A 22930-nucleotide genomic window follows, 5' to 3' on the forward strand; every position below is an offset into this window, starting at 1 on the left:
GTCTCCATTCGTGAGGGTACGGAAACGATTCTCGCCGCATCCGGTACGCACCGAGCAGGCGCTATGGACATGACATGTCATGGACCTTTAAATCTAAGTCAGTTTCAGCGCCCCTCCACGCGCCACCCCCCACGCGCGCCCTCCCCAAGGCGCCTTCCCAAGGAGACCGATGAGTCGAATACGGCACATCCGAGGTTCCTCTCCCGCCGCCGTCGGCGCAGCCGTGATCACGGCCACCCTGCTGGCCGCCGCGCTCGCCCCCGGCGCGCACGCCGACAGCAGGCCGAACCGGGCCAGCGCGATCGCGAGTGCCGCCTCGGCGCTGGTGGCCCAGGCCACGAACCTGGGCCTCACCTCCGCGCAGAACACCTCCGTGCGGGACGTCGTCGTCGACAAGGACGGCACCCAGCATGTGCGCTACGACCGGACCTACCGTGAACTCCCGGTGCTCGGCGGTGACTTCGTGGTCCATCTGGCCCCGGACGGCGCGTACCGCAGCGCGAACCGCGCGACGAGGAAGGCCATCTCCCTGAGCAGCGTCACCCCCCGGCTGTCCGCCCCGGAGGCGGCCGGCCTGGCGGTGAGCGCGCTGCGCGCCGCCAACCCGGGCGAGCCGCTGAAGAAGGTGACGGCCAAGCCGCGCCTGGTCGTCGACGCCCTCCACGGGACCCCGAGGCTCGCCTGGCGCACCGACGCGGTGGCCCAGGACTCGCTCGGCAACCCGGTCGCCCGCACGATCCTGACGGACGCCCGCACCGGCGCCCGGATCGACGCGTGGGACAGCATCGAGACGGCGACGGGGGACGGCAACTCGCTCTACAGCGGCACGGTTCCGCTGGAGACGACGCTGTCCGGATCGACGTACCAGCTGAAGGACCCGACGCGCGGGAACACGTACACGGGCGACGCGGCGAACAAGACGGACCTGTGCATCTTCGGGATCTGCATCAGCCGGGCGCCCGCGACGCTCTTCACCGACGCGGACAACCACTGGGGCACCGGCGCCACGGCGGACCGCTCGTCCGCCGCGGTGGACGCGCAGTACGGCACCAATGAGACCTGGGACTACTACAAGAACGTCCACGGGAGGAACGGCATCGCGGGTGACGGCAAGGGGTCGTACAACCGCGTGCACTACGGCAGCAACTACAACAACGCCTTCTGGGACGACAGTTGCTTCTGCATGACGTACGGGGACGGTGACGGCTCGACGTTCGGGCCGCTGGTCGCGCTGGACGTCGCCGGGCACGAGATGTCGCACGGCGTCACCTCGAAGACGGCCGCGCTGACGTACTCGGGCGAGTCCGGCGGCCTGAACGAGGCGACGTCCGACATCTTCGGCACCATGGTGGAGTGGTACGCGGGCAACGCCTCGGATGCCGGTGACTATCTGATCGGCGAGAAGATCGTCCGCTCCGGCTTCGGCAAGCCGGCCCTCCGCTTCATGGACAAGCCCTCCAGGGACGGCAACTCGGCCGACTGCTGGAGCAGTTCGGTCGGCAACCTCGACGTCCACTACTCCTCCGGCGTCGCCAACCACTTCGCCTACCTCCTCTCGGAGGGCAGCGGGGCGAAGACCGTCAACGGCGTCAGCTACGACTCCCCCACCTGCAACGGCTCCACGGTGTCCGGCATCGGGCACGACAAGGTGGGCAAGATCTGGTACCGCGCGCTGACGGTCTACATGACCTCGTCGACGAAGTACGCGGGCGCGCGCACCGCCACGCTGAACGCGGCCAAGGACCTGTACGGCGCGGGCAGCACCGAGTACAACGCCGTGGCGGCGGCCTGGTCGGCGGTCTCCGTGGCCTGACCGGCCCTGGACACCCTTCGACCCGGACACCCCCTCCGGTCCCCGTGGGCAGGCGCCGCCGGATTCGCCTGCCCACGGCTCGCCCCAGGGCGTGTCCTAGGGCCTGTCCGCCGGCCGGTACACGCTCACGTCCACGCCGGTCTTCGCGGTGACCGTGGAGACGTGGACGAGCGGGCGCTTCATGCCGTCCTCGGGGAAGATCGTCTTGCCGCCGCCGAGCATCACCGGCATACGGATCAGCTGAAGCTCGTCGACCAGGCCCTCGGCCAGCAGGGTGCGTACGAGGGTGGGGCTGCCCATCATCGCGAGGTCGCCGTCACCGGTCGCGCGCAGCTCTCGGATGCGGGCGACACTCGCGTCGCCGGGAATGAGCGTGGTGTTCTCCCAGGCCGACAGCTCCGCCTCCCCGAGGGTGCTGGAGACCACGTACTTGGGGAGGGAGTTCATCCGGTCGGCGAACGGATCTCCCGCCCGCTCGGGCCACGCACCGGCCATCGTCTGCCAGGTGCGGCGCCCGAACAGCAGCGCCTCGGCGCTGGAGAGCCCCGCCGCGAACGCGCCGCCCACGACCTCCGGGTCGAAGTACGGGTGGGACCAGCCGCCGTGCGCGAACCCGCCGTCGGTGTCCTCCTCGGGACCGCCGGGCGCCTGCACGACACCGTCCAGGCTGATGAACTCGCTGATCACGATGCGCATGGGGACTCGCTCCTCGTCGCTGTGTCTCGACCACGTCACGCGGTCGTTCTTCTCTCGCGTTCGGTTACGTCGGTGAAGACCGGCGCACCGCTCCGAAATCATCGCTCCCGGCCGACGCCATGGTGTGACGCGGCACACATTCTGGCGCGCCTTCGGGCCGACCGCCCGGGTCGTGCCGCAGCTCCGCCTCGCCACCCTACGGGCCGACCCGGGCCCGAGCGGCCCTCAGGCCCCGTACGGCCGCCTCCCCTTGGCATCCCTCAATGCCCTGGCCCACCAGGCCAGTTGGTCCAGCATCGTCTTCGCCGCCGCCGCGGGGCCCACGGGGTCGCGGGGGTGGCCGGCCTCGTCGAAGGCGGCGCCCGCCCCATGGAAGGACACCGTGTCCCGCACGGTCACCGCGTGCAGTTCGGCGAAGACCTGACGGAGGTGCTCCACGGCCCGCAGACCTCCGGAGACACCGCCGTAGGAGACGAGGGCGACGGGTTTGGCCCGCCACTCGCCGTAGTGCCAGTCGATGAGGTTCTTCAGGCCGGCGGGGAAGGAGTGGTTGTACTCGGGGGTGAGGACGACGAAGGCGTCCGCGTCGGCGAGGGCGGGGGTCACCTTCGCCAGTTCGGCGGCCACCGCGGGGGACGGGGAGTGGGACAGAGCCGTCGGGAGCTCGACGGAGGCCACGTCGAGGACCTCGGGCAGGAAGTCGTCCCGTTCGCCGATCCGGTCCAGCAGCCAGGTGGCGACGACGGGACCGAAACGGCCCTCACGATTGCTGCCGATGACGACGGCGACCCGTACGGGCGACTCGGACATCGGCTCGGACATCGGCTCGGACATCGGCTCGGGGACGGTGTTTTCGGCTGTGACTGTCTTCATGACGGACAGCCTCACACCTCAACCTTTCTTGAGGTCAAGCCCGGGCCGTGTCGGCCCCGATCCTCGCGCGAGCACCGGTCACCCGTTCACACCCCCGGCCCTCCACCCTTCGGGTTCTCTTGTACGACACGCCCGGCACACACCGATGACCTGCCGGAATACCGAGGGTTCCGCCTTTTCCGGCCGCCCGCCTGACACCCGTTCACATCGTTTCTGACACTCCATCAGAGAGCGGGCGCGGTCATGTGCCACTTACCTCGGAAGGGCAGGGGCACGACCGACGCAGCGGCACTTGGGGGTGTCGCGGGCCGTGCCCCCTCGGAGGAGCTAGCACCATGCGACGTACCGCCCGTCTGCTGACCGGCACCGCGCTGGCCGTCGCCGCCGCGGGTCTGGCCACCGCGCCCGTGTACGGCGATGACAGCGGGAGCCTGGAGGTGTTCCCCTCCACCGTCGTCCCGGGGGCCGAAGTAACGGTCAACACGGCCGCCTGCGGTGCGGACGGCACCGCGACCGGGGACGCCGGCGCGGTGGGCGCCGGTACCTTCACACTCGCCGCCAGCGCCCACGAGCAGGACGTGATCGGCCAGTTCCGGGTACCGCCGAGCGCGCAGCCGGGGACGTACGAGATCGTCGCGAGGTGCTCCCAGGGCCGGCGGGTCACCGGCGACCTGCTGGTGACCCTGACCTCCACGCGCGAGCAGATCCAGCCGCGCGGGCATGTGAACACCGGTGTCGGCGGCGCGCTGGGCCCCGACCCCGTACAGACCGCGGCGGGAGTGGCGGCGCTGGCCGTCGCCGCCGCGGGCGGTACCTGGCTCCTGCATCGCCGGGCGAGAGGCGACGGGATCTGACGGACACCCTCCGCCGTCCGTCCGCCGGTACCGCCGTCCCTCCCCCTCCGTGGCCCGACGCCCCTCGCGGCCCGGAGGGGGACGGGACCGACCCTCTCAGCACCCCATCAGCATCCCCATCAGCACCCAGCCGTCGGGCCCGGCCGGCCCCGGCCCCGGAAAGGACCCCGTGAGGAGGCTCGCGTGCGCCGGGTCAGCAATGTCGCCATAGCGTCGGTCACCGCCGTGGCCCTGTGCTCCGGCGCCTGGCTGCTGCGCAGCGGCTCCGAGGCGCACCCGCCACCCCAGCCGTCCGCGGCCCAGGCGGCGACCGCCGGGGACCGCGCGCGGTCCGTCGCCCCCGCGATGCCGCACTCCCCGCCGAGCCGCATCCGCATCCCCGCGATCGGTGTGGACGCCCCTCTGATGGGCCTCGGCCTCACCCCGCAGGGCAGCCTGAACGTGCCGCCCGCCGAGAAGAAGAACCTGGCCGGCTGGTACGACGCCGGGACCAGCCCCGGTGAGCGCGGCACGGCCGTCGTCGCCGGGCACGTCGACAACGCCGACGGCCCCGCCGTCTTCTACGACCTGGGCTCCCTCGGCAAAGGCAGCACCGTCGAGGTGGACCGGCTCGACGGCAGAACGGCCGTCTTCACCGTCGACGCGGTCGAGGTGTACGACTCCCGCGCCTTCCCCGACGCGAAGGTGTACGGCGCCGCGCGGCGGCCCGAGTTGCGCGTCATCACCTGCGGCGGCGGCTACTCGGAGACGACGGGCTACCAGGGGAACGTGGTCGTCTTCGCCCACCTCACCGGCAGCCGCTGAGCGTTCAGGCGAGCCACTGCTGGTACGCCATATTGGCCACCAGCGCGAACACCACCGTCAGCAGCACCACCCGGACGAACCCGCTGCCCTTCTTGAGCGCGGTCCGCGCCCCCACCATGCCGCCCGCCAGATTGAACACGGCCATCAGGGCGGCGAGCTGCCAGAACACCGTGCCCTTCCAGGCGAAGGTCGCGAGGGCGCCCGCGTTGGTGCAGCAGTTGACGATCTTGGCGGTGGCGGAGGCGGTCACCAGGTCGAGGTGGAGCAGGGCGGTGAGGGCGAGGACGAGGAACGTGCCCGTGCCGGGGCCGATGAGCCCGTCGTAGAAGCCGATGCCGAGGCCCGCGAGGCCGATCGCGGCGAGGACGCGGCGCGGGGAGACCGGGGTGGTCGGCGGCGCCGTACCGAAGGCGGGCCGCAGGATCACGAAGGTGCCGACGCCGACCAGGACGACCATGACGACCGGCTTGAGCACCTCGGTGCTCAGCCCGGCCGCGACGAACGCCCCCGCCGTCGAACCGACGAGCGCCGCGAGCCCGATCCGTACGGCGAGGCGCACGTCGACCGGCGCCTTCCGCGCGTACGTCACCGCGGCCCCCGTCGTGCCGACGATCGCCACCGCCTTGTTCGTGCCGAGCGCGTACGCCGCCGGGGTGCCACCGGGCAGCCCGAGCAGCATGGCGGGCAGCAGAAGCAGCCCTCCGCCGCCGACCACGGCATCGATCCAACCGGCCGCCAGGGCGGCGGCGCAGAGCACAAGAACCATGGTCAGCGATATGTCGGGCATGATCGCGACCCTATGGACACGGTAGATGTGCCGTCCATCGATCTTGGGAACCTTGAGCGAGTTCAGAGGTTCGCACCAGCGGCCTCCCGGGGGCGCGTCCGCCGGTCCGGGCTCTCAGCCCACCGAGTCCAGGTAGCGCAGGACCGCGAGGACCCGCCGGTGACCGGTGTCCGACGGGGGCAGGTCGAGCTTCAGGAAGATGTTGGCGATGTGTTTCTCGACGGCGCGTTCGGAGACGGTGAGGGCGGCGGCGATCCCGTGGTTGGTGCGGCCCTCGGCCATCAGGCGAGGACCTCGCGCTCGCGGGGTGTGAGGGCGTCGAGGGCCCGCACGCGACGGCTCGCGCCGAACAACTGCGAGACGACCTCGGGGTCGAGGGCCGTACCGCCCGCGGCGACCCGCTCCATGGCGTCCACGAACTCGCCGATGTCGACGACGCGTTCCTTGAGGAGACAGCCGAACCCCGCGGCCCGGCCGGGTCCCGCCGTCGTCCCCGCCCCCGAACCCTCACAGCCCGCCCCGCACCGGCCCCCCGAACCCTCACACTGCGGTCCCGCCCCCGCTGAGGGCAGCGTTCCTCCCGGGAAACAGACGTGATGCCACCGGGTAACACCGGCACCGCACGGTGTGGACATGACCTCGAATACGCGTGTGGTGGTGATCGGCGCCGGACTCGCGGGCGTCCGGCTCGCCCGGCGGCTCGACGAGCTCGGCGCGACCGGCGGCGCCCGGTCCGCCGTCTCCCCCGTCTCCGTCACGCTGATCGGCGACGAGGACCACGCCCCGTACAACCGCGTGCTGCTCGCCGAGGTCCTGGCGGGACGGTACGCCCCCGAGGTGATCGCCCTTCCCGGCGCCGACCGTCTCACCCGGGCCCGGGTCACCCGCATCGACCGCGCCACACGCACCCTGCACTGCGCGGACGGCGCGGTGATCGCATACGACACGCTGGTTCTCGCGACCGGCTCCAACCCCGTACTCCCGCCGCTGCGCGGCCTGTTCGCCCAGGGCGGGCACGAACTCCCCGAAGGCGTCCACGCGTTCCGCACCATGGACGACTGCCTGGGCCTGTCGAAGGCCGTCCGGCCCGGCACCCGAGCCGTCGTGATCGGCGGCGGCCTGCTCGGGGTGTCGGCCGCCCGGGCGCTGGCCCTGCGCGGGGCCCAGGTGGTGCTGGCACAGCAGGCCGAACGGCTCATGGAGCGCCAGCTCGACCCGGCCGCGTCCCGTCTGGTCCGCCGGCACCTCACGGACCTGGGCGTCGAGGTGCACACCGAGTGCCGGGTACGCGACGTGCGCTCGGTCGGCGGCGCGGTCCGCTCGGTCGAGATGGCCGACGGGTACGCCCTCGGCGCCGACCTCGTCGTGCTGGCCTGCGGCGTCCATCCCCGCACGGGCCTCGCCCAGGACGCGGGACTCGCCGTCCACAAGGGCATCCTCGTCGACGACGAACTGCGGACGTCCGACCCCCGTATCCGGGCCGTCGGCGACTGCGCCCAGCACGACGGAACGGTCTACGGCCTGGCGACCGCTGCCCTCGAACAGGCCGATGTCCTCGCCGAGTCGATAGCGGCCGAGGCCCTGTCGGCGCACCGCGCGGACACCGGCGCCCCCGCCCGCTACACCGGCACCCGTTCCCTCACCCGCCTCACCCTGGCGGGCGGCACCGCCCCCTTCGACCTCGCCGCGTTCGGCGAGACCGATCCCCTGCCCGGCGACGACGTGGTCCAGCTCGCCGACGCCACCCGCGGCACCTACCGCAAGGTCGTCGTCCGCGACGACCGGCTGGTCGGTGGCGTGCTCGTCGGCGAACTCGGCACCGTCGGTGCCCTCGCCCGCGCCTGGGAGGGAGCGGAGCCGCTCCCCGCGGACGGCGCACCGCTGCTCCACCTGCTCACCAACGACGGAGGCTCCTGAATGTCCCCGGACACGACGACGATGACGGCGGCGAATGCGACGACAGGGACGGCGACGGCCCCGGACGCCGCGGCCGGGAACGCGCACACGATCGTGCTCGTCGGCCACGGCATGGTCGGCCAGCGCTTCCTGGAGTCGCTCGCCGAACGCGGCCTGACCGCCACGCACCGCGTGGTCGTGCTCTGCGAGGAGCCCCGCCCGGCCTACGACCGGGTCCAGCTCACCTCGTACTTCTCGGGCCGCACGCCCGACGAACTCTCGCTCACGGACGGGGAGTTCATCAAGGAGCACGGCATCGAGCTGCATCTCGGCGATCCGGCCGAGTCGATCGACCGGGACGCGCGCACCGTGACCGCCCGGTCCGGTCTGACGGTCGGCTACGACACCCTCGTCCTCGCCACCGGCTCCTACCCCTTCGTACCGCCGGTCCCCGGCAAGGACGCCGAGGGCTGCTTCGTCTACCGCACGATCGAGGATCTGCTCGCCATCGAGGAGTACGCGAAGGCGCGGGCGACGACCGGCGCCGTCGTCGGCGGCGGGCTGCTCGGCCTGGAGGCGGCCGGCGCGCTCAAGGGGCTCGGACTGACCACGCACATCGTGGAGTTCGCGCCGCGTCTGATGCCGGTGCAGGTGGACGACGGCGGCGGCGCCGCGCTCCTGCGCACCATCGAGGACATGGGCCTGAGCGTGCACACCGGCACGGGGACCCAGGAGATCGTCACCGGCGACGACGGCGCCGTGACCGGCATGAAACTGTCCGACGGGTCCGAACTGGGCGCGGATCTGGTGGTGTTCTCGGCGGGAGTCCGTCCGCGCGACCAGCTCGCCCGTGACATGGGACTCACGGTCGGCGAGCGCGGCGGCATCACGGTCGACGAGCAGTGCCGCACCTCCGACCCGTCCGTGTTCGCGATCGGCGAGTGCGCCCTCGCCGCCGACGGCCGGGTGTACGGACTCGTCGCGCCCGGCTACGAGATGGCCGCGACGGCCGCCGCGACGATCGCCGCCGACGAGGCGAGCTTCACCGGCGCCGACCTGTCGACGAAGCTGAAGCTCCTCGGTGTCGACGTCGCCTCCTTCGGCGACGCGCACGGGGCCACCGCCGACTGCCTCGACGTCGTCTACTCGGACTCGCGCTCGGGCACCTACAAGAAGCTGGTCATCGGCCGCGACGGGCAGCTCCTCGGCGGCATCCTGGTCGGTGACGCGGACGCCTACGGCACCCTGCGCGCGTTCACCGGCACGGTGCCGCCGATCGCCCCCGAGCAGCTGGTGCTGCCTGCGGGCGCGGGCGCCCCGGTGGCCCTCGGCCCCTCCGCCCTCCCCGACTCCGCGGTCATCTGCTCCTGCCACAACGTCACCAAGGGCACGATCCGAGGTGCGGTCACCGAGCACTCCTGCACGACCGTCCCCGAGGTCAAGAAGTGCACCAAGGCCGGTACGGGCTGCGGGAGTTGCGTCAAGGTCCTCGGTCAGCTCGTCAACGAGGAACTGACCGCGAGCGGTGTCGAGGTCGACCACGGACTGTGCGGCTGCTTCGGTCGGACCCGCGAGGAGCTGTACGAGATCGTCCTGGCGCTCCGGATCACCTCGTACCGGACACTGCTCGACCGGTACGGCCGCGAGGACGCCCGGGGCGGTGACGGCTGCGAGGTCTGCAAGCCCGCCGTCGGCTCGATCATCGCCTCCCTGGCCCCGACGATCGGCGCCGGCGGCTATGTCCTCGACGGCGAACAGGCAGCGCTCCAGGACACCAACGACCACTTCCTCGCCAACCTCCAGAAGAACGGCTCGTACTCGATCGTGCCGCGCATCCCCGGCGGCGAGATCACTCCCGAGAAACTCATCGTGATCGGCGAGGTGGCACGGGACTTCGGGCTCTACACGAAGATCACGGGCGGTCAGCGCATCGACCTGTTCGGCGCGCGGGTGGAGCAACTCCCGCTGATCTGGGCGCGGCTGGTGGACGCCGGCTTCGAGTCCGGGCACGCGTACGGGAAGTCGCTGCGGACGGTGAAGTCCTGTGTCGGGCAGACCTGGTGCCGGTACGGCGTGCAGGACTCGGTCCGGATGGCGATCGACCTGGAGCTGCGCTACCGGGGTCTGCGCTCCCCGCACAAGCTCAAGTCGGCGGTCTCCGGGTGCGCCCGCGAGTGCGCCGAGGCCCAGTCCAAGGACTTCGGCATCATCGCCACCTCCAACGGCTGGAACCTGTACGTCGGCGGCAACGGCGGCGCGACCCCGCGCCACGCGGACCTGCTGGCACAGGATCTGAGCGACGCCGAACTGATCCGCCTCATCGACCGCTTCCTGATGTTCTACATCCGCACGGCGGACCGTCTGGAGCGCACCTCGACCTGGCTGGAGCGGATTCCCGGCGGCCTGGACCACGTCCGGGAGGTGGTGGTGGAGGACTCCCTCGGCATCTGCGAGGAGCTGGAGTCGCTGATGACCGCGCACGTCGCGAACTACCGGGACGAGTGGGCCGAGACCATCAACGACCCGGAGAGGCTGTCCCGCTTCGTGTCCTTCGTGAACGCCCCGGACACCCCGGACCCGGTCGTCGGCTTCGTTCCCGAGCGCGACCAGATCAAGCCCGACCTGCCGCTGCTGACCATCGGACACCGTCCCCAAGCTCTCGGCTCCGCTCGAGCAGGGGAGACCCCAGTCCTGCAAGCCCTGGAAGGAAGTGCCCAGCGATGACCCTGGCACCCGAGACGACCCGGACGACGGCCCTCAGCCTCCAACTCCTGCTGGAGGACGACTGGTTCACGATCTGCGAGCTGTCCCTGCTGACCCCGGGACGGGGCGTCGCCGCCCTCCTTCCGGACGGCCGTCAGGCCGCCCTGTTCACCGACCGCGCGGGGCGGACGTACGCCATCGACAATCGTGATCCGTTCACCGGGGCCGCGGTGCTCTCCCGCGGACTGACCGGCACCCACCAGGGCCGCCCGTTCGTGGCCTCCCCGCTGCTCAAGCAGCGCTTCGACCTGGAGTCGGGGCGGTGCCTGGACGACGAGGATGTACGCGTGGCGACGTACGAGGTGCGGGCGGCCTGAACCGGGCACCCACCCGGACCGCCCCGGACCCGGACCGCGTCGCCCCTCGGCCCCACCCCGCCCCTCGGCTCCCGGGGACGGGTGTCGCGGGTGTCAGCCCTTGAGCCCTTCGTACGTGACGCCCGTCAGCCGCTCCGAGGCGGTCCAGAGCCGCTCTCCCGCGGTGTCGTCGCGGGTCCAGCGGGCCCGCCAGGACGTCGCGGGCGAGCCGCGCCACATCGCGAAGGACGGTCCGACGAAGGTGTCGGGCCGCACGCCGGGCGCGGTGGCCGCGTACAGCGACGGCAGGGCCCCGGCCTCGGCGCTCTGCGCGAAGACGCGGTTGCCGATCTCCATCAGCCGCTCGGCGCCCTTGCGCCCCTCCAGCCGGGGCCCTGCGGTCTGCAGGTTGGTGGAGGCGTACCCGGGGTGCGCCGCGGCCGCGACGACGTCGGATCCGGCGGCGGACAGCCGCCGTGCGAGCTCGTGCGTGAAGAGGAGGTTGGCGGTCTTGGACCGGCCGTAGGCGATCCAGCGGCGATAGGCCCCCTTCTCGCTGTTGAGATCGTCGATGTCGATGTTCGAGAGCGCGTGGACCATGCTCGACAGGGTGACGATCCGCGCGCCGGGCGTCTCGGCGATCACCGGGAACAGCAGTCCGGTGAGCGCGAAGTGCCCAAGGTGGTTCACGCCGAACTGCGTCTCGAACCCGTCCGCCGTCGTCCCGTACGGCAGCGCCATCACCCCCGCGTTGTTGACGAGCAGGTCGAGGCGGTCGTAGGAGAAGGAGTCCGCGAACTCCCTTACGGACGCGAGGTCCCCGAGGTCGAGAGCGGCGAACTCCACCTCGGCGCCGGGCACTTCGGCGGCAATACGGTCGGCCGCCGCCCTGCCGCGCGTCTCGCTGCGACAGGCGAGCACCACCCGGGCCCCGCGGTGCGCCAGTTCGCGCGCGGTGACGAAACCGAGCCCGCTGTTGGACCCGGTGACGACGGCGACCCGCCCCCGCTGCCCGGGTATGTCCTTGGCGCTCCAGCCACCCATGCCCTGCTCCTCCCGCTGCCTCGGCCCCACCCTACGAGCACCGGCCCGCCCGGCATATCTCACGGGCGGGGACCGACGACTCCCATCGGAGTCGACCAGGACGCGGTCCGAAGGACAACACCGGGCCCGGCGTCCGCGTTGCGGGGTGCACCGACCGGGTGAACAGTGGATACAGGGGCCGGTCCGCAACGGATGAAGCAAGCACCACGCCAAGCGCATCTGGAACCATCATGGCCAGAACCTCCCGGCGACGGGCCGTCCACAGCGTCAACGCATCCCTCCTGGCTGCGACGCTCGCATTTCCCGCAGGTCTGACAAGTGCGATATCAGCGCTTCAGGCCCCCGGCGCGAGCGGAACGGCGGCTGGGACAACACCGCCTCCTTCACCGGGGGACAAGCCGCCTCCCGCGTCGACGCCGAACGGCACGCCCACGCCCACCGGCACCACCTCCGCACCGAACGGCACGCCTACGCCCACCGGCACCACGTCCGCACCGGGCGATGCGTCGTCGTCGGATCCGGGGCACACACCGACCGCTGACGAGTCGTCACAGCCGCCGGGTTCCGGTGACACAGGCCAAGGGAGCACCACCCCCCCTGCGGAACAGACGGAACAGATCGAAGACGTCATGACGCTCCTGGACGAGACGAAGGGAGACGTTCCCGAGGAACTCGCGCCGACTGTTGACGAATTGGCCACCACTCTCGAAGCGGTCAAGGCCCCCGGGACGTCGCTGCGGGACAGGCAAGGGGTCATCGAGAGCGTCAGACACCTGACCACCGCGCTGACAGCCACCGGTGACGACAGCACACCTCCGAAGCTTCGGGAACAGCTGACCGCACTCGTGGAGCAGGTGTCCTCCGCGCTGAAGGTGGGTTACGACTCGCAGGTGCCGTCCGAGACGCGGTCCTCTGTCCTCCTGGTCATGAAGCGCACGACAGCCGCGCTGGACATGATCTGTGACCCCCAGACGCCGGCGGAGCTGCAGGGACAGCTGATGTCGATTTCGGGAGGGCTGGCCGACTCGGCCGGAGCGGGTCACCAGACGGATCAGATTCACTGGTTCGAAAAGCAGATGAGCATCGCGCAGGCCGACGCCGCCGCCCCGGAAATGTCCCCGGAGAACCGAGAAGAGCTCGTTCAGACCGTGTACGAGCAAAACGAGACACTGAAGGTGTTCAACGACCCCAAGTCGTCACCGGCGGACCGCGCCGCAGCCGAAAACGACATGCGGGACCGGTCCGCTCGGATGAGTGACCAGCAGGAGAATGCGGCCTCGGACCAGGGGCGGCCGGAAGGCCCTCTCGGCAAGGCGGCCGAGATCTGCACCAGCGCCATATTCGAATCGACGGAACAGCACAAACTCACCCAGGGGCTGACGGACCTGGTTCCCGACAGCTGGGGCCCAGAAGGAGTCAAGGACTTCTGGAAGACCAAGGAAAAGAGCGACGTCGTGCTCGACGTGCTCGCCGAGTTGGGGAACAACGAAAACGTCCGCGCACCGATCAAAATCGCACCGCTCATCACCGAGCTCGCCAAGATCGTCCCTAGGAGCGACCTGTGGCCCGCCATCGGCACGCGGGCTTCCTACTGCCAGTCGACCGCCGTCTACCTCGACGAGGACTACGGGGTCAGCGTCGGGACCTGGCTCGAGTAACCCGGCGGTAGCAGAACAGGTGGAGGAGCCAGCAGTTCCGCGAGGGACACCTCGAAACTCACGTGTGCCCTCGCGGCCCCATATCTTTCCAGCTCCCTCTTCTCCTCCTGCACCAAACCCGTCTCCCCTTTGAAATCGAATGGGGAAATGAACGACTCGGGGTCGCGTCCCGGAGACCAGATCGCCGTCACATAGCGCGGCCTGCGCGTCACATTGACGAGGTTGTCGTTGTGTCGCACTCTCCCGTGATAAAAGATCTGCTGGAAACACCCCTTTTCCGGGGCGCAGTGGTATCGCCTGTCGTGCGCGTCCCATGAATAATGAGGGGTTTTGAACTCCTCCACGCCGAGCTTCCCTCGGTCCTTCCTCATGTAGGAGATCGTCAGGTCGACGCTCAGGATGTCGTACCCGGCATCCTTGGGCAGCTGGACCACATGCTTGCGCGTGTATTCCTCCCCGATTTCGAGCCGGTTGCCGGGACCGTAGAAATGCCCGCTGCTGATCGTGGTGTACGCGAGCCGACCGACATAGAGCTCCGCTTCCCCCGAGTCCTCGCCCCGCTGGCCCGCGCTCTCCCGCCACTCCCGCATCAGGTCCCTGTCGGCAGGGTTCTTGGAGTAGACACCCCCTCTGCCGGAGACCGTGTAGCTGTCGTTCAGGATGTACACCGGAATCCCTCCGGCGTTCTTCATGTAAAGCGTCACCGGTACCTGGAGAAACCCGAGCGAACGATCCACCCGCGACTTCCCGAATTCCGCCTTCAGAGTGACGTGCATCGGGGCCGCCGCAGGTTGGTACATGGTCGAATACGCCAGGCTGACGCCGGTCAGCAGCGCGGTGGCGACCACTCCGGCCGCGAACCTCCTGGGCTGTGGGACTTCCTTCCACGATCTGTCGCGCACAAGCAGGCACAGCGCCCACAGAGACCAGCACCACAGGGGCATGAACACCAGCACATAGGGCGTGAACTCCATCTCTTCGAGCCACATGAACAGCAGCAGACTGTCGGTGGCCAGCGCGATGAGCACGCCGAGCAGGACGATCGCCCCAGAGGCACGGACCTGTCGTTTCCCCCCGTAGTCGAATGCCGCGACGGCCGCCGCACCCTGCACCGCCCCCGACAGGACGAACAGAACCCCGTTGACCCGCTGCGCGAAGGTCAGGGCCCCGAAGGCGTCCGGCCACCCGACGACCGCGCTGAGGGCCATGGACGCGAGCAGCCCGGCCACCATGAGCACGGTGACCGCGTGCCTTCTCCCCGCGCGGTCGGGCCACGTCCCGCTGTCGCCTCCGCGCCAGCAGATGGTTGCCGGATCGTCCAGATCCAGGTCCTCGGGGTGACCGAGGCGCCCGAGGATCCTCCGCAGTTCGCCCGCCGACCAGGCACGGCCCACCAGCTCTCCGCCCACGACGACTCGCCGCAGCCCACGGCTGTCCGGTGGTTCGACAACGACCCAGGGACGGATGCTCCTCATGATCCCAGGCTGGAACCCGCGACGGCCCGGTGCACGCGGAGCTACCCCGTTCGGCCCCCGGAACCGAGCGGCGAGCAGCCCCCACGGGCCCTGGGTGTCAGCCGAGGCGCAAGCAGCGGAAGGCGTAGGTCGCCGGGGTTCGACCCCTGCCCCGAGCCACAGCCCCTGAAAGGGGAAAACGACCCCTCCGAGGATTCTCGGAGGGGTCGTGTTGATGTTCCGGATTACCTCGTGTGTTTGGCGTCGGCATCCGTACGGGCCAGCGCCGCGTCGAGCGTGGCGTACTCGGCCTCCTCGATCGCGGCGGCGGCGAAGTCGATCGCGTCCAACGCGTAGGACTCCGCATCGTCCGCCGCACGGTCGGCACGCTTCACGTCGATTTCCGCCTTCCGTTCCTCGATGCGGGACTTCACGGACTGGACGTGCTCCTGCCACTTGTTGCCCACACCCGCCAGCGAGGCGGAGGCCTCGGCCTTCTTCTCCGACACATCGTGCTGGAGCTTGTCCGCCCTCTGTATCGAGACCTGCTTGGCCTTGGTGACCGAGTCCGACAGTCGCTTCCTGTCCTCGGAGATCGCGTTCTGCACCTGCTCCTGCGCTTCGCGCGCCTTCTCCGAGAGTGCCGCCATGCGATCGGTCGACGTTGACATGGGATTCCAGCCTTTCTGACGAACGGGGCCCCGCCGATCCGATCGGAACACGCGGCGTGGACAAGCGCACCCACAGGAGCGCTCCGCAACCGCCATCCGAGCGATCCGATCGAGGCTGTTCCTCACCGGGGCATCACCGACGACGACCGAACCGTTCCTGGACGTGGCCCCGGAGACAACGCTCACCGCGAACGGCTTCGGCCGCATGCCCGAAGGGGCGGCACCCCCGCACAGGGAGGATGGCTGACTTCCTGAGCTGGGAAGTCAGCCGTTCCCTCGTACCCGAGGGCACTCTCAGGGCACCGTGCAATGGCCGACCGTTTCACCGGTGAGGGCGCGCCGGTCCGGCCGCACCGGGATGCCGAGGTGCGGGTGAGTGGCCGGTGGCATCCGGGAACGTTGCGGTACTTCTTCGAGGGGTCGGACGGGCGGGCCGTGGCGTGGGTGACGGTGCGGTTCTTCGAGCCGGACTGGCCGGACTGGGGGGAGCGGGTCGCGTTCAAGCGGTTCTACCGCTGGGACTCCGCGACGATCCGCGCCCTGTGATATCCGGCCGTCGACGGCTGCCCGGCCCCGAAGCGGGGCCGGGTCGCCACAGCCCCGCTATTTGCGGATGGCCAGGATCACCGTGAGCAACAGCGCGACCATCGCGGAAGCCACGGTGAGCGGCTGGGCGAGAGCTGGGTGCTGGTACGTGACGTACGCCAAACAGCCAAAGACGAGGGTGACGGTTACGGCCAAGTGGAACCAGCCAGGACCGTTGGAGCTGCCTTGCATTGATAGGCCTTTTCATGTCCGTGCACATGGGTGCGACGTCGAGAAGCCGGTTGACCCCTCACTCAGAACAGAGAGAAGGCCCCGTAGAAAGCTCGGCAGGGCTGACACGGATCCTCGCCGCAGCAAGGTCACCATGCCCAGACGCGTTTCTTGCGCCTCTTCACAGCAGCTCTTCGCCGCCCACCGGGAAAACGTCTTGCCCTGGAGCCAATTGGCGCCATTTGCGTGACCACCGTCCAAGTTCCGGCGCCACCTGTCTGGGCTTCGACATATATCGACAACCTGGCCCGCTGGCGCCGACCTGCCGAGCCCTAGAATCGAACGCGTGAACGATTACTGTGCTGGTTCGGCGCGGCTCGGATGACGCTCCGGGGGCCGGCCGTGCCGTCGCCTGAGGACGCGGTGGAGGCGCGGCCGTGGCGTGAGGGCGATGGCCCGAAGGTGCGGGTGTGGACGTGGCCGCCTGACGATTTGCCTGCACTGTGGGTGCGCGTCTCGGGCGTGTGGCGGCATGCGTCGGTGGTGGCGCGGCAGGACTGGCCGGACGGGCGGACGGCGTATCAGGTGCTGCTGGAGGCCGACGGGTCGACGTCGGTGTCGCACCGCTCGTACTGGTGGCCTCAGGGCGGGGTGCGGGTCGCGCATCGCAGCGCTTCGGAGCCGACGACGGAAGCGGGTCTCGGTGGCGACATGCCGAGGGCCCCGCGGCTCCGGATGCGGTGATTCGGAGCCCCAGGGCCAGGCCGGAAGCCTTCGGTGACTACCCGGGGATTCGACCCCGGGCCGCGCGGGGGCGGTACCGGATACAACGCAATGCGATGAACCCGATGCCAACGGCTGCGAGTTCGGGCATGTCGGGCTGGATATGCAGGAGGAACAAGAGGCAGCCGGACACCGTCGCGTCGGTGAAGTCGGGGCGGCGCACTTCGACTCCTAAGCCGGGCCAGGTCTGGGGTTGCATGGCATCCATAGGGGCATCAAGACCGCAACCATCTACCTCGCCCGACTCCACCTCGCAGGCATCTTCATCTGGTCAGCCCGCTGATCCAAACGAAACGGCCTAGCTGAGAGCCGCCTCCATCATGCTGGCTGTCCGATCCTCTTCCGCCTCCCATAAGTGGGTGTAGACGTTCAGCGTGATCGATGGCTTGGCATGACCAAGCCTCATCTGCACCTGCTTCGGCGTCGCCCCGTTCTTGATCAGAACTGAGGCGTAGAAGTGCCGCAGATCGTGCAGCGTCGTGTCCTCGGGGACACGAACCTTGCTGCCTGACTTCTTCAGGTGGGCATTCGCCCGCTTGACGTTGCGAGCCCACAGCTTCGCCCAGCTCCCACGCCGAATCGCTCCCCCGGTCTCGCTGGTGTACAGCAACCGAGCATGGCGCCATGCGGGCTTCCGGGGGTTCGTCCGATCCTCGATGTACACGACCCGCGCCGGGAACTCCTCACGGTGCCGTGCGATCGCGTCTACGACCGAACGTCCTTGAGGAACCGACCGATAGCTCTGCCTGGTCTTCGGTTCCCCGAGGTACGGCACCCCCTTGTCGGGACCGATCAACTGTTGTTTGACCGTCACAGTCTCGGCAGGCTCTTCGTCCTCCAGACCGAACAGCTCGCCTTGCCTTAGGCGGCAGGAGTCTCGACCGCCATAGTCAAAGATGTTGCTCATTCCATTGCCAAGCTTAAGGCCGTGGCCGTCGCTCCTGAACGCCGAGGTGACAAAATCGGTGAGGCGCTTGTTAAGGCCTTTATTAACGAATACACCGCAGCCCACTATGAGGTTCTGTACGCTCAGGTGGGCCTCGATAAACCGACACTTGCTCGATGGTACAGCCGAATGGGGTTCGAAGCCCTTGGCGCCGGCACCCCACTCCGGCTTACTGCCGACGGACGTGTGGCGATTTTTCCCGAGGGCAACGAGCAACTCATTGTGTGTCAACTGTCTGGGATTGAGAACATCTGACTACGCGCCGCTGGCTGCCTGGGCCGGGACAGCAGTTTTGCGCTTTGACTTCTGCGGTTTCGGCTTCGTGGGCCGAGGTTCAGTCGGGTTACTACCGACCAAAGTGCTTGCCTCTAGGACCTGGGAAATAATTTGGCGACGCGTCGCATCTTTATTGTCGTCGCTGATTCCGTCGACGAGTCGCTCGGCCGTCAGATAGTAGCCGTTGAGCACAGGTTGGTCGAAGTAGCGGTTTAGCTGGGCCTGGGACTCCTTGTAGAGGTACAGGAAGGTCTTGCTAAGGTATGCCGAGAGTGCCGCGCCTACGGTTCCGAGAGCGCCGATGAACCAACGCACGTCGGTGGAGACCCAGAATCCTGCGATGAAGCATGAGGCAATCAGGACCATGCCTGCCGTCATCGCCTTCTGGGCTGAATTGAAAGAGCGATCAGCCTGATCCGTAGCAATGGTGTGATAGCGCTCGATCTGTGTCTGATTCAGGTCGAGCAGGCTCGCCAGCTCAGTGACTTTTTCCAGTCTGTCGAGGGCAGCTCGGTCGCGAGCTTCCCGGCGCTGAAAGTAGCTCTCGCGTTCCTTCTGTTCGAGTCTAAGTGTCTTAATCCGCTCGAAAGCGTTCATGCCCATGCTCAGTAGAGACAACACCACGAGCAGAGAGCCCGCGATCCATACCCAGATTGGCGTATCGCCGCCGTGACTAGTCTTTGTGTAGACGGCGAAGAACAGCATCCCCCCTGTGATGATAACGTTGAGCGGGGACCTCACCATTTCCCTTGCCACCCGCTGGTTCGCCGTGCTACGTCGTCTCTGTGCCCTCGCCTCAAGGAGAGCGCCCCTATCCTTCGGGGAGAACTCGGGTGTCTCGTTGGTCTCGGGCATGAAGGGGCTCCAGTGGAAAACGGTGAAGGTGGAGAGGGAGCCTAGCGGTCGACGCGCCTTAGCCTCAGGCGTTCAAGGCAGTTAACCCGCGAAGTTTCGTGACGGTCCATCGGGTTCGCAGGCCACTCTGTTCTGATGTTGGGCGGGTTCAGGATGCTCTCGGCCTCGCTGAGCGGGTCCTCATCGACCGAGAGCGCATCCTCGGACCCGGCCATCCCAAAACCCTCAGCGCCCGCAACATCCTCGACCGCGCTCGCCGTGCCGTGGCAGAAGCAGCACGTGATCAGAAAGCCTGAGACGGCGCTCCGCGTCCCCAGGCGTCCCCCGAGAGGACCACAAGTTGGTGTATCGCCTGTTCAGGTGGGTCAGGGTCGGCCCGCTGTAAATCTGCCAGCTTCGCCTACCCAGGTTCGAACCCTGGCGCCATCACACGGACCGTTTGCTGTGCGGGCTGGCCATGGCGTTGCGTCACGCTGGGACCCTCGTCTCGACCTGTACAGACGGGCCGTGGACGGAACCCAGCCGCACCCAGAGGGCACAACGAGGGCACAACGGCCTCACTCGGGTTCAGCGCCAACCAACGCGAGCAAACGTCAACTTGCCTGGTCAGCGACATACCTTGACAGCCCCCGCAGACCATGCCCGAAGGGGCGGCACCCCCGCACAGGGTGCCGCCCCTTCTCGTGGGCCGGAGCCGCCGCCCATCGGTGTTGAGGGTCGGGGACGGGCGGCGGCTCCGGGGTCTTGTCGCCGTTCGGGCTAGCGGTGGTCGCTGCCCTGCGAGCTGGAGGCCGCGCGGCCCGCTTCCAGGCGGGCGACCGGGATGCGGAACGGTGAGCAGGAGACGTAGTCGAGTCCCACCTCGTGGAAGAAGTGGACCGACTCGGGGTCGCCGCCGTGCTCGCCGCAGACGCCGAGCTTCAGGTCGGGGCGCGTCTCACGGCCGGCCTGCACCGCGGACTTCACCAGGGAGCCGACGCCGTCCCTGTCGATCGTCTCGAACGGGCTGACGCCGAAGATGCCCTTCTCCAGGTACGCGGTGAAGAAGGAGGCCTCCACGTCGTCGCGGCTGAAGCCCCACACGGTCTGGGTGAGGTCGTTGGTACCGAAGGAGAAGAACTCCGCCGCCTCCGCGATCTGGCCGGCCGTCAGCGCGGCGCGCGGCAGCTCGATCATCGTGCCGATCGCCAGCTTCAGGTGCACGCCGGTGGCCGCCTCGACCTCGGCGATGACCTGGTCGGCCTCCTCGCGGACGATCTCCAGCTCCTGGACCGTGCCGACGAGCGGGATCATGATCTCCGCGCGCGGGTCGCCCTTGGCGTTCTTGCGCTCGGCGGCCGCCTCGGCGATGGCCCGTACCTGCATGGTGAACAGACCGGGGATGACCAGGCCGAGGCGTACGCCGCGCAGGCCCAGCATCGGGTTCTGCTCGTGCAGACGGTGCACGGCCTGCAGCAGACGGAGGTCGTTCTCGTTGGAGTCCTTGCGGGACTCGGCGAGCGCGACACGCACCGACAGCTCGGTGATGTCCGGCAGGAACTCGTGCAGCGGCGGGTCAAGGAGACGGACCGTGACCGGAAGGCCGTCCATCGCCTCGAACAGCTCGATGAAGTCCTGCTTCTGGAGGGGCAGCAGCCCCTTCAGGGACTCCTCGCGCTCCGCGTCGGTGTCCGCGAGGATCAGCCGCTCCACGAGCTCGCGACGGTCACCGAGGAACATGTGCTCGGTGCGGCACAGGCCGATGCCCTGCGCTCCGAAGCGGCGGGCGCGCAGCGCGTCCTCGGCGTTGTCGGCGTTGGCGCGCACCCGCAGCCGGCGGACCCGGTCGGCGTACGCCATGATCCGGTGCACCGCGGCGACCAGTTCGTCGGCGTCGTCGGCGCCCGCGTGCATGCGGCCCTCGAAGTACTCGACGACCGGGGAGGGGACCACCGGGACCTCGCCGAGGTAGACCTTGCCGGTCGAGCCGTCGATGGAGATCACGTCGCCCTCCTCGACGACGCGTCCGCCGGGCACGGTCATCCGGCGCCGCTTGGTGTCGACCTCCAGCTCCTCGGCGCCGCAGACACAGGTCTTGCCCATGCCGCGCGCCACGACGGCCGCGTGGGAGGTCTTGCCGCCGCGCGAGGTCAGGATGCCCTCCGCCGCGATCATGCCGTCCAGGTCGTCGGGGTTCGTCTCGCGGCGGACCAGGATGACCTTCTCACCGGAGCGCGACCACTTCACGGCGGTGTACGAGTCGAAGACGGCCTTGCCCACGGCCGCGCCCGGCGACGCCGCGATGCCCCGGCCGACCTGCTCGACCTTCGCCTCGTCGTCGAAGCGGGGGAACATGAGCTGCGCGAGCTGGGCGCCCGTGACCCGCTGGAGCGCCTCGGCCTCGTCGATCAGGCCCTGGTCCACGAGCTGCGTGGCGATGCGGAAGGCCGCCCCCGCCGTGCGCTTGCCGACGCGGGTCTGGAGCATCCACAGCTGGCCGCGCTCGATGGTGAACTCGATGTCGCAGAGATCCTTGTAGTGGTTCTCCAGGGTCTCCATGATCTGCATGAGCTGGTCGTACGACTTCTTGTCGATCGACTCCAGCTCGGCGAGCGGGACCGTGTTGCGGATGCCCGCGACGACGTCCTCGCCCTGGGCGTTCTGAAGGTAGTCGCCGTACACGCCCTGGTGGCCGGAGGCGGGGTCGCGGGTGAAGGCGACGCCGGTGCCGGAGTCGGGGCCGAGGTTGCCGAAGACCATCGAGCAGACGTTGACGGCCGTGCCGAGGTCGTGCGGGATGCGCTCCTGGCGGCGGTAGAGCTTGGCGCGGTCGGTGTTCCAGGAGTCGAAGACCGCGTGGATGGCGAGGTCCATCTGCTCACGCGGGTCCTGCGGGAAGTCCCGGCCGGCCTCGGTCTTGACGATCTTCTTGAACTTGGTGACGAGCTTCTTCAGATCGGCCGCTTCGAGGTCCGTGTCGACGGTGACCTTCTTGAGGTCCTTCGCCGCGTCCAGCGCGTCCTCGAAGAGTTCGCCGTCCACACCGAGGACGGTCTTGCCGAACATCTGGATGAGACGGCGGTAGGAGTCCCACGCGAAGCGGTCGTCGCCGGACTGCTTGGCGAGGCCCTGGACCGACTTGTCGGAGAGCCCGATGTTCAGGACGGTGTCCATCATGCCGGGCATGGAGAACTTCGCCCCGGAACGGACGGACACGAGCAGAGGGTCGTCGGCCTGGCCGAGCTTCTTGCCCATCTTCGCCTCGAGGGCGTCGAGGTGCGCACTCACCTCGTCACGCAGTGCCACCGGCTCCTCGCCACTGCCGAGGTAGGTCTTGCACGCCTCGGTGGTGATGGTGAAGCCGGGCGGGACGGGAAGGCCCAGGTTGGTCATTTCGGCAAGGTTGGCGCCCTTGCCCCCGAGGAGGTCCTTGAGGTCCCTGTTGCCCTCGGTGAAGTCGTAAACGAACTTCGCTCCGCCGACGCCGCTTTCGCCGCTTTCAGCTACGTGGGGATCTTTGTTTTCCGACACGAGTCTCGACTCCTCGACGTCGCGGTGGCTGCCCTGACGACGGGGAACATACCCAGATCGAAGGCGCCTGGGTACGTCCACTTGCGCGTCATGCGCCTGTAACCACTCGTCCGCCACCAGATCAAAAGTCAAAGCTTGGCAAGCCATGGGGGTGCGATGTTTTCACTTCTTGAACACAGCAATGCCCATGGAGCA

At 68.9% G+C, this 22930-nt stretch carries 19 protein-coding genes and 1 pseudogene; 10 read left to right on the forward strand and 10 right to left on the reverse strand.

The window, feature by feature from the left end:
* Nucleotides 1-169 precede the first annotated feature (169 nt).
* Nucleotides 170-1813, forward strand: coding sequence for a M4 family metallopeptidase (locus tag ABZX90_RS03045; protein WP_355201093.1), 1644 nt, complete (start codon nucleotides 170-172; stop codon nucleotides 1811-1813).
* A gap of 96 nt (nucleotides 1814-1909) precedes the next feature.
* Here ABZX90_RS03045 and ABZX90_RS03050 read toward each other — a convergent pair whose 3' ends face one another.
* Together ABZX90_RS03050 and ABZX90_RS03055 are read right to left on the reverse strand one after the other, a co-directional pair.
* The gene (locus ABZX90_RS03050; RefSeq protein WP_351119464.1) at nucleotides 1910-2509 is read right to left on the reverse strand and encodes a dihydrofolate reductase family protein; all 600 of its coding nucleotides are present in this window, start codon (nucleotides 2507-2509) and stop codon (nucleotides 1910-1912) included.
* A 225-nt stretch (nucleotides 2510-2734) separates the two neighbouring features.
* Entirely contained in the window at nucleotides 2735-3343 is a 609-nt protein-coding gene (locus tag ABZX90_RS03055; RefSeq protein WP_355201307.1) for an NAD(P)H-dependent oxidoreductase, read from the reverse strand.
* A 374-nt stretch (nucleotides 3344-3717) separates the two neighbouring features.
* Here ABZX90_RS03055 and ABZX90_RS03060 point away from each other — a divergent pair, with 374 nt between their 5' ends.
* Nucleotides 3718-4236 (forward strand): hypothetical protein, encoded by a 519-nt coding sequence (locus tag ABZX90_RS03060; protein ID WP_351119466.1) that lies wholly within the window; start codon nucleotides 3718-3720, stop codon nucleotides 4234-4236.
* Nucleotides 4237-4419: 183 nt separating this feature from the next.
* Nucleotides 4420-5040 carry a class F sortase gene (locus ABZX90_RS03065; RefSeq protein ID WP_351119467.1) on the forward strand — a complete coding sequence of 207 codons (621 nt, stop codon included), beginning with the start codon at nucleotides 4420-4422 and terminating at the stop codon, nucleotides 5038-5040.
* 4 nt (nucleotides 5041-5044) lie between these two features.
* On the opposite strand, the gene ABZX90_RS03070 is transcribed toward ABZX90_RS03065, so the two are convergent.
* Complete coding sequence (locus tag ABZX90_RS03070; RefSeq protein WP_355201096.1) at nucleotides 5045-5827, reverse strand: sulfite exporter TauE/SafE family protein; 783 nt, start codon at nucleotides 5825-5827, stop codon at nucleotides 5045-5047.
* A gap of 114 nt (nucleotides 5828-5941) precedes the next feature.
* A pseudogene (locus ABZX90_RS03075) lies at nucleotides 5942-6303 on the reverse strand (LuxR C-terminal-related transcriptional regulator); the annotation flags it as partial.
* Between the two features lie 157 nt (nucleotides 6304-6460).
* Between ABZX90_RS03075 and ABZX90_RS03080 the strand changes: the two are divergent.
* The 3 genes from ABZX90_RS03080 to nirD all read left to right on the forward strand — a co-directional run bounded on the left by ABZX90_RS03080 (nucleotide 6461) and on the right by nirD (nucleotide 10803).
* Nucleotides 6461-7744 (forward strand): FAD-dependent oxidoreductase, encoded by a 1284-nt coding sequence (locus ABZX90_RS03080; RefSeq protein WP_355201098.1) that lies wholly within the window; start codon nucleotides 6461-6463, stop codon nucleotides 7742-7744.
* Between the two features lie 111 nt (nucleotides 7745-7855).
* Complete coding sequence (nirB, locus tag ABZX90_RS03085; protein WP_355201309.1) at nucleotides 7856-10447, forward strand: nitrite reductase large subunit NirB; 2592 nt, start codon at nucleotides 7856-7858, stop codon at nucleotides 10445-10447.
* Nucleotides 10444-10803 (forward strand): nitrite reductase small subunit NirD, encoded by a 360-nt coding sequence (gene nirD, locus ABZX90_RS03090; RefSeq protein ID WP_351119470.1) that lies wholly within the window; start codon nucleotides 10444-10446, stop codon nucleotides 10801-10803. The genes nirB and nirD overlap by 4 nt, the downstream gene beginning before the upstream one ends.
* Nucleotides 10804-10896: 93 nt before the next feature.
* Here nirD and ABZX90_RS03095 read toward each other — a convergent pair whose 3' ends face one another.
* Complete coding sequence (locus ABZX90_RS03095) at nucleotides 10897-11826, reverse strand: oxidoreductase (protein WP_351119471.1); 930 nt, start codon at nucleotides 11824-11826, stop codon at nucleotides 10897-10899.
* A 629-nt stretch (nucleotides 11827-12455) separates the two neighbouring features.
* Here ABZX90_RS03095 and ABZX90_RS03100 point away from each other — a divergent pair.
* Complete coding sequence (locus tag ABZX90_RS03100) at nucleotides 12456-13484, forward strand: hypothetical protein (RefSeq protein WP_355201101.1); 1029 nt, start codon at nucleotides 12456-12458, stop codon at nucleotides 13482-13484.
* Here ABZX90_RS03100 and ABZX90_RS03105 read toward each other — a convergent pair.
* Both ABZX90_RS03105 and ABZX90_RS03110 read right to left on the reverse strand, forming a co-directional pair.
* Nucleotides 13451-14893 carry a hypothetical protein gene (locus tag ABZX90_RS03105; protein ID WP_355201103.1) on the reverse strand — a complete coding sequence of 481 codons (1443 nt, stop codon included), beginning with the start codon at nucleotides 14891-14893 and terminating at the stop codon, nucleotides 13451-13453. The genes ABZX90_RS03100 and ABZX90_RS03105 overlap by 34 nt on opposite strands.
* A 290-nt stretch (nucleotides 14894-15183) precedes the next feature.
* Nucleotides 15184-15609, reverse strand: a complete 426-nt coding sequence (locus tag ABZX90_RS03110; protein WP_355201105.1) for a hypothetical protein — start codon at nucleotides 15607-15609, stop codon at nucleotides 15184-15186.
* Nucleotides 15610-15918: 309 nt separating this feature from the next.
* Here ABZX90_RS03110 and ABZX90_RS03115 point away from each other — a divergent pair, with 309 nt between their 5' ends.
* Together ABZX90_RS03115 and ABZX90_RS03120 are read left to right on the forward strand one after the other, a co-directional pair.
* Nucleotides 15919-16155, forward strand: a complete 237-nt coding sequence (locus tag ABZX90_RS03115; protein ID WP_351119475.1) for a hypothetical protein — start codon at nucleotides 15919-15921, stop codon at nucleotides 16153-16155.
* Nucleotides 16156-16767: 612 nt separating this feature from the next.
* Entirely contained in the window at nucleotides 16768-17109 is a 342-nt protein-coding gene (locus ABZX90_RS03120; protein ID WP_351119476.1) for a hypothetical protein, read from the forward strand.
* Between the two features lie 337 nt (nucleotides 17110-17446).
* Here the strand turns inward: ABZX90_RS03120 and ABZX90_RS03125 are convergent, their stop codons facing one another.
* Complete coding sequence (locus tag ABZX90_RS03125; RefSeq protein WP_351119477.1) at nucleotides 17447-18055, reverse strand: site-specific integrase; 609 nt, start codon at nucleotides 18053-18055, stop codon at nucleotides 17447-17449.
* 21 nt (nucleotides 18056-18076) lie between these two features.
* Between ABZX90_RS03125 and ABZX90_RS03130 the strand changes: the two genes are divergently transcribed.
* Nucleotides 18077-18349 carry a GNAT family N-acetyltransferase gene (locus tag ABZX90_RS03130; RefSeq protein ID WP_355201108.1) on the forward strand — a complete coding sequence of 91 codons (273 nt, stop codon included), beginning with the start codon at nucleotides 18077-18079 and terminating at the stop codon, nucleotides 18347-18349.
* On the opposite strand, the gene ABZX90_RS03135 is transcribed toward ABZX90_RS03130, so the two are convergent.
* Nucleotides 18350-19075 carry a hypothetical protein gene (locus ABZX90_RS03135; protein WP_351119479.1) on the reverse strand — a complete coding sequence of 242 codons (726 nt, stop codon included), beginning with the start codon at nucleotides 19073-19075 and terminating at the stop codon, nucleotides 18350-18352. It lies immediately after the preceding gene.
* Nucleotides 19076-19984: 909 nt separating this feature from the next.
* Nucleotides 19985-22735, reverse strand: a complete 2751-nt coding sequence (gene ppdK / locus ABZX90_RS03140) for a pyruvate, phosphate dikinase (RefSeq protein WP_355201110.1) — start codon at nucleotides 22733-22735, stop codon at nucleotides 19985-19987.
* Nucleotides 22736-22930: the final 195 nt, after the last annotated feature.

The organism is Streptomyces sp. NPDC002935 (assembly GCF_040611295.1).
GTDB lineage: Bacteria > Actinomycetota > Actinomycetes > Streptomycetales > Streptomycetaceae > Streptomyces.

Bases quoted from the DNA above. Each gene is read 5' to 3' on its own strand.
- ABZX90_RS03060 (WP_351119466.1), top strand. From the start codon at position 3,718: ATGCGACGTACCGCCCGTCTGCTGACCGGCACCGCGCTGGCCGTCGCC.
- ABZX90_RS03095 (WP_351119471.1), bottom strand. From the start codon at position 11,826: ATGGGTGGCTGGAGCGCCAAGGACATACCCGGGCAGCGGGGGCGGGTC.
- nirB (WP_355201309.1), top strand. From the start codon at position 7,856: ATGGTCGGCCAGCGCTTCCTGGAGTCGCTCGCCGAACGCGGCCTGACC.
- ABZX90_RS03125 (WP_351119477.1), bottom strand. From the start codon at position 18,055: ATGAGCAACATCTTTGACTATGGCGGTCGAGACTCCTGCCGCCTAAGG.
- ABZX90_RS03070 (WP_355201096.1), bottom strand. From the start codon at position 5,827: ATGCCCGACATATCGCTGACCATGGTTCTTGTGCTCTGCGCCGCCGCC.
- ABZX90_RS03110 (WP_355201105.1), bottom strand. From the start codon at position 15,609: ATGTCAACGTCGACCGATCGCATGGCGGCACTCTCGGAGAAGGCGCGC.
- nirD (WP_351119470.1), top strand. From the start codon at position 10,444: ATGACCCTGGCACCCGAGACGACCCGGACGACGGCCCTCAGCCTCCAA.
- ABZX90_RS03135 (WP_351119479.1), bottom strand. From the start codon at position 19,075: ATGCTGTTCTTCGCCGTCTACACAAAGACTAGTCACGGCGGCGATACG.
- ABZX90_RS03045 (WP_355201093.1), top strand. From the start codon at position 170: ATGAGTCGAATACGGCACATCCGAGGTTCCTCTCCCGCCGCCGTCGGC.
- ABZX90_RS03055 (WP_355201307.1), bottom strand. From the start codon at position 3,343: ATGTCCGAGCCGATGTCCGAGCCGATGTCCGAGTCGCCCGTACGGGTC.
- ABZX90_RS03080 (WP_355201098.1), top strand. From the start codon at position 6,461: ATGACCTCGAATACGCGTGTGGTGGTGATCGGCGCCGGACTCGCGGGC.
- ABZX90_RS03115 (WP_351119475.1), top strand. From the start codon at position 15,919: ATGGCCGACCGTTTCACCGGTGAGGGCGCGCCGGTCCGGCCGCACCGG.
- ABZX90_RS03050 (WP_351119464.1), bottom strand. From the start codon at position 2,509: ATGCGCATCGTGATCAGCGAGTTCATCAGCCTGGACGGTGTCGTGCAG.
- ABZX90_RS03100 (WP_355201101.1), top strand. From the start codon at position 12,456: ATGACGCTCCTGGACGAGACGAAGGGAGACGTTCCCGAGGAACTCGCG.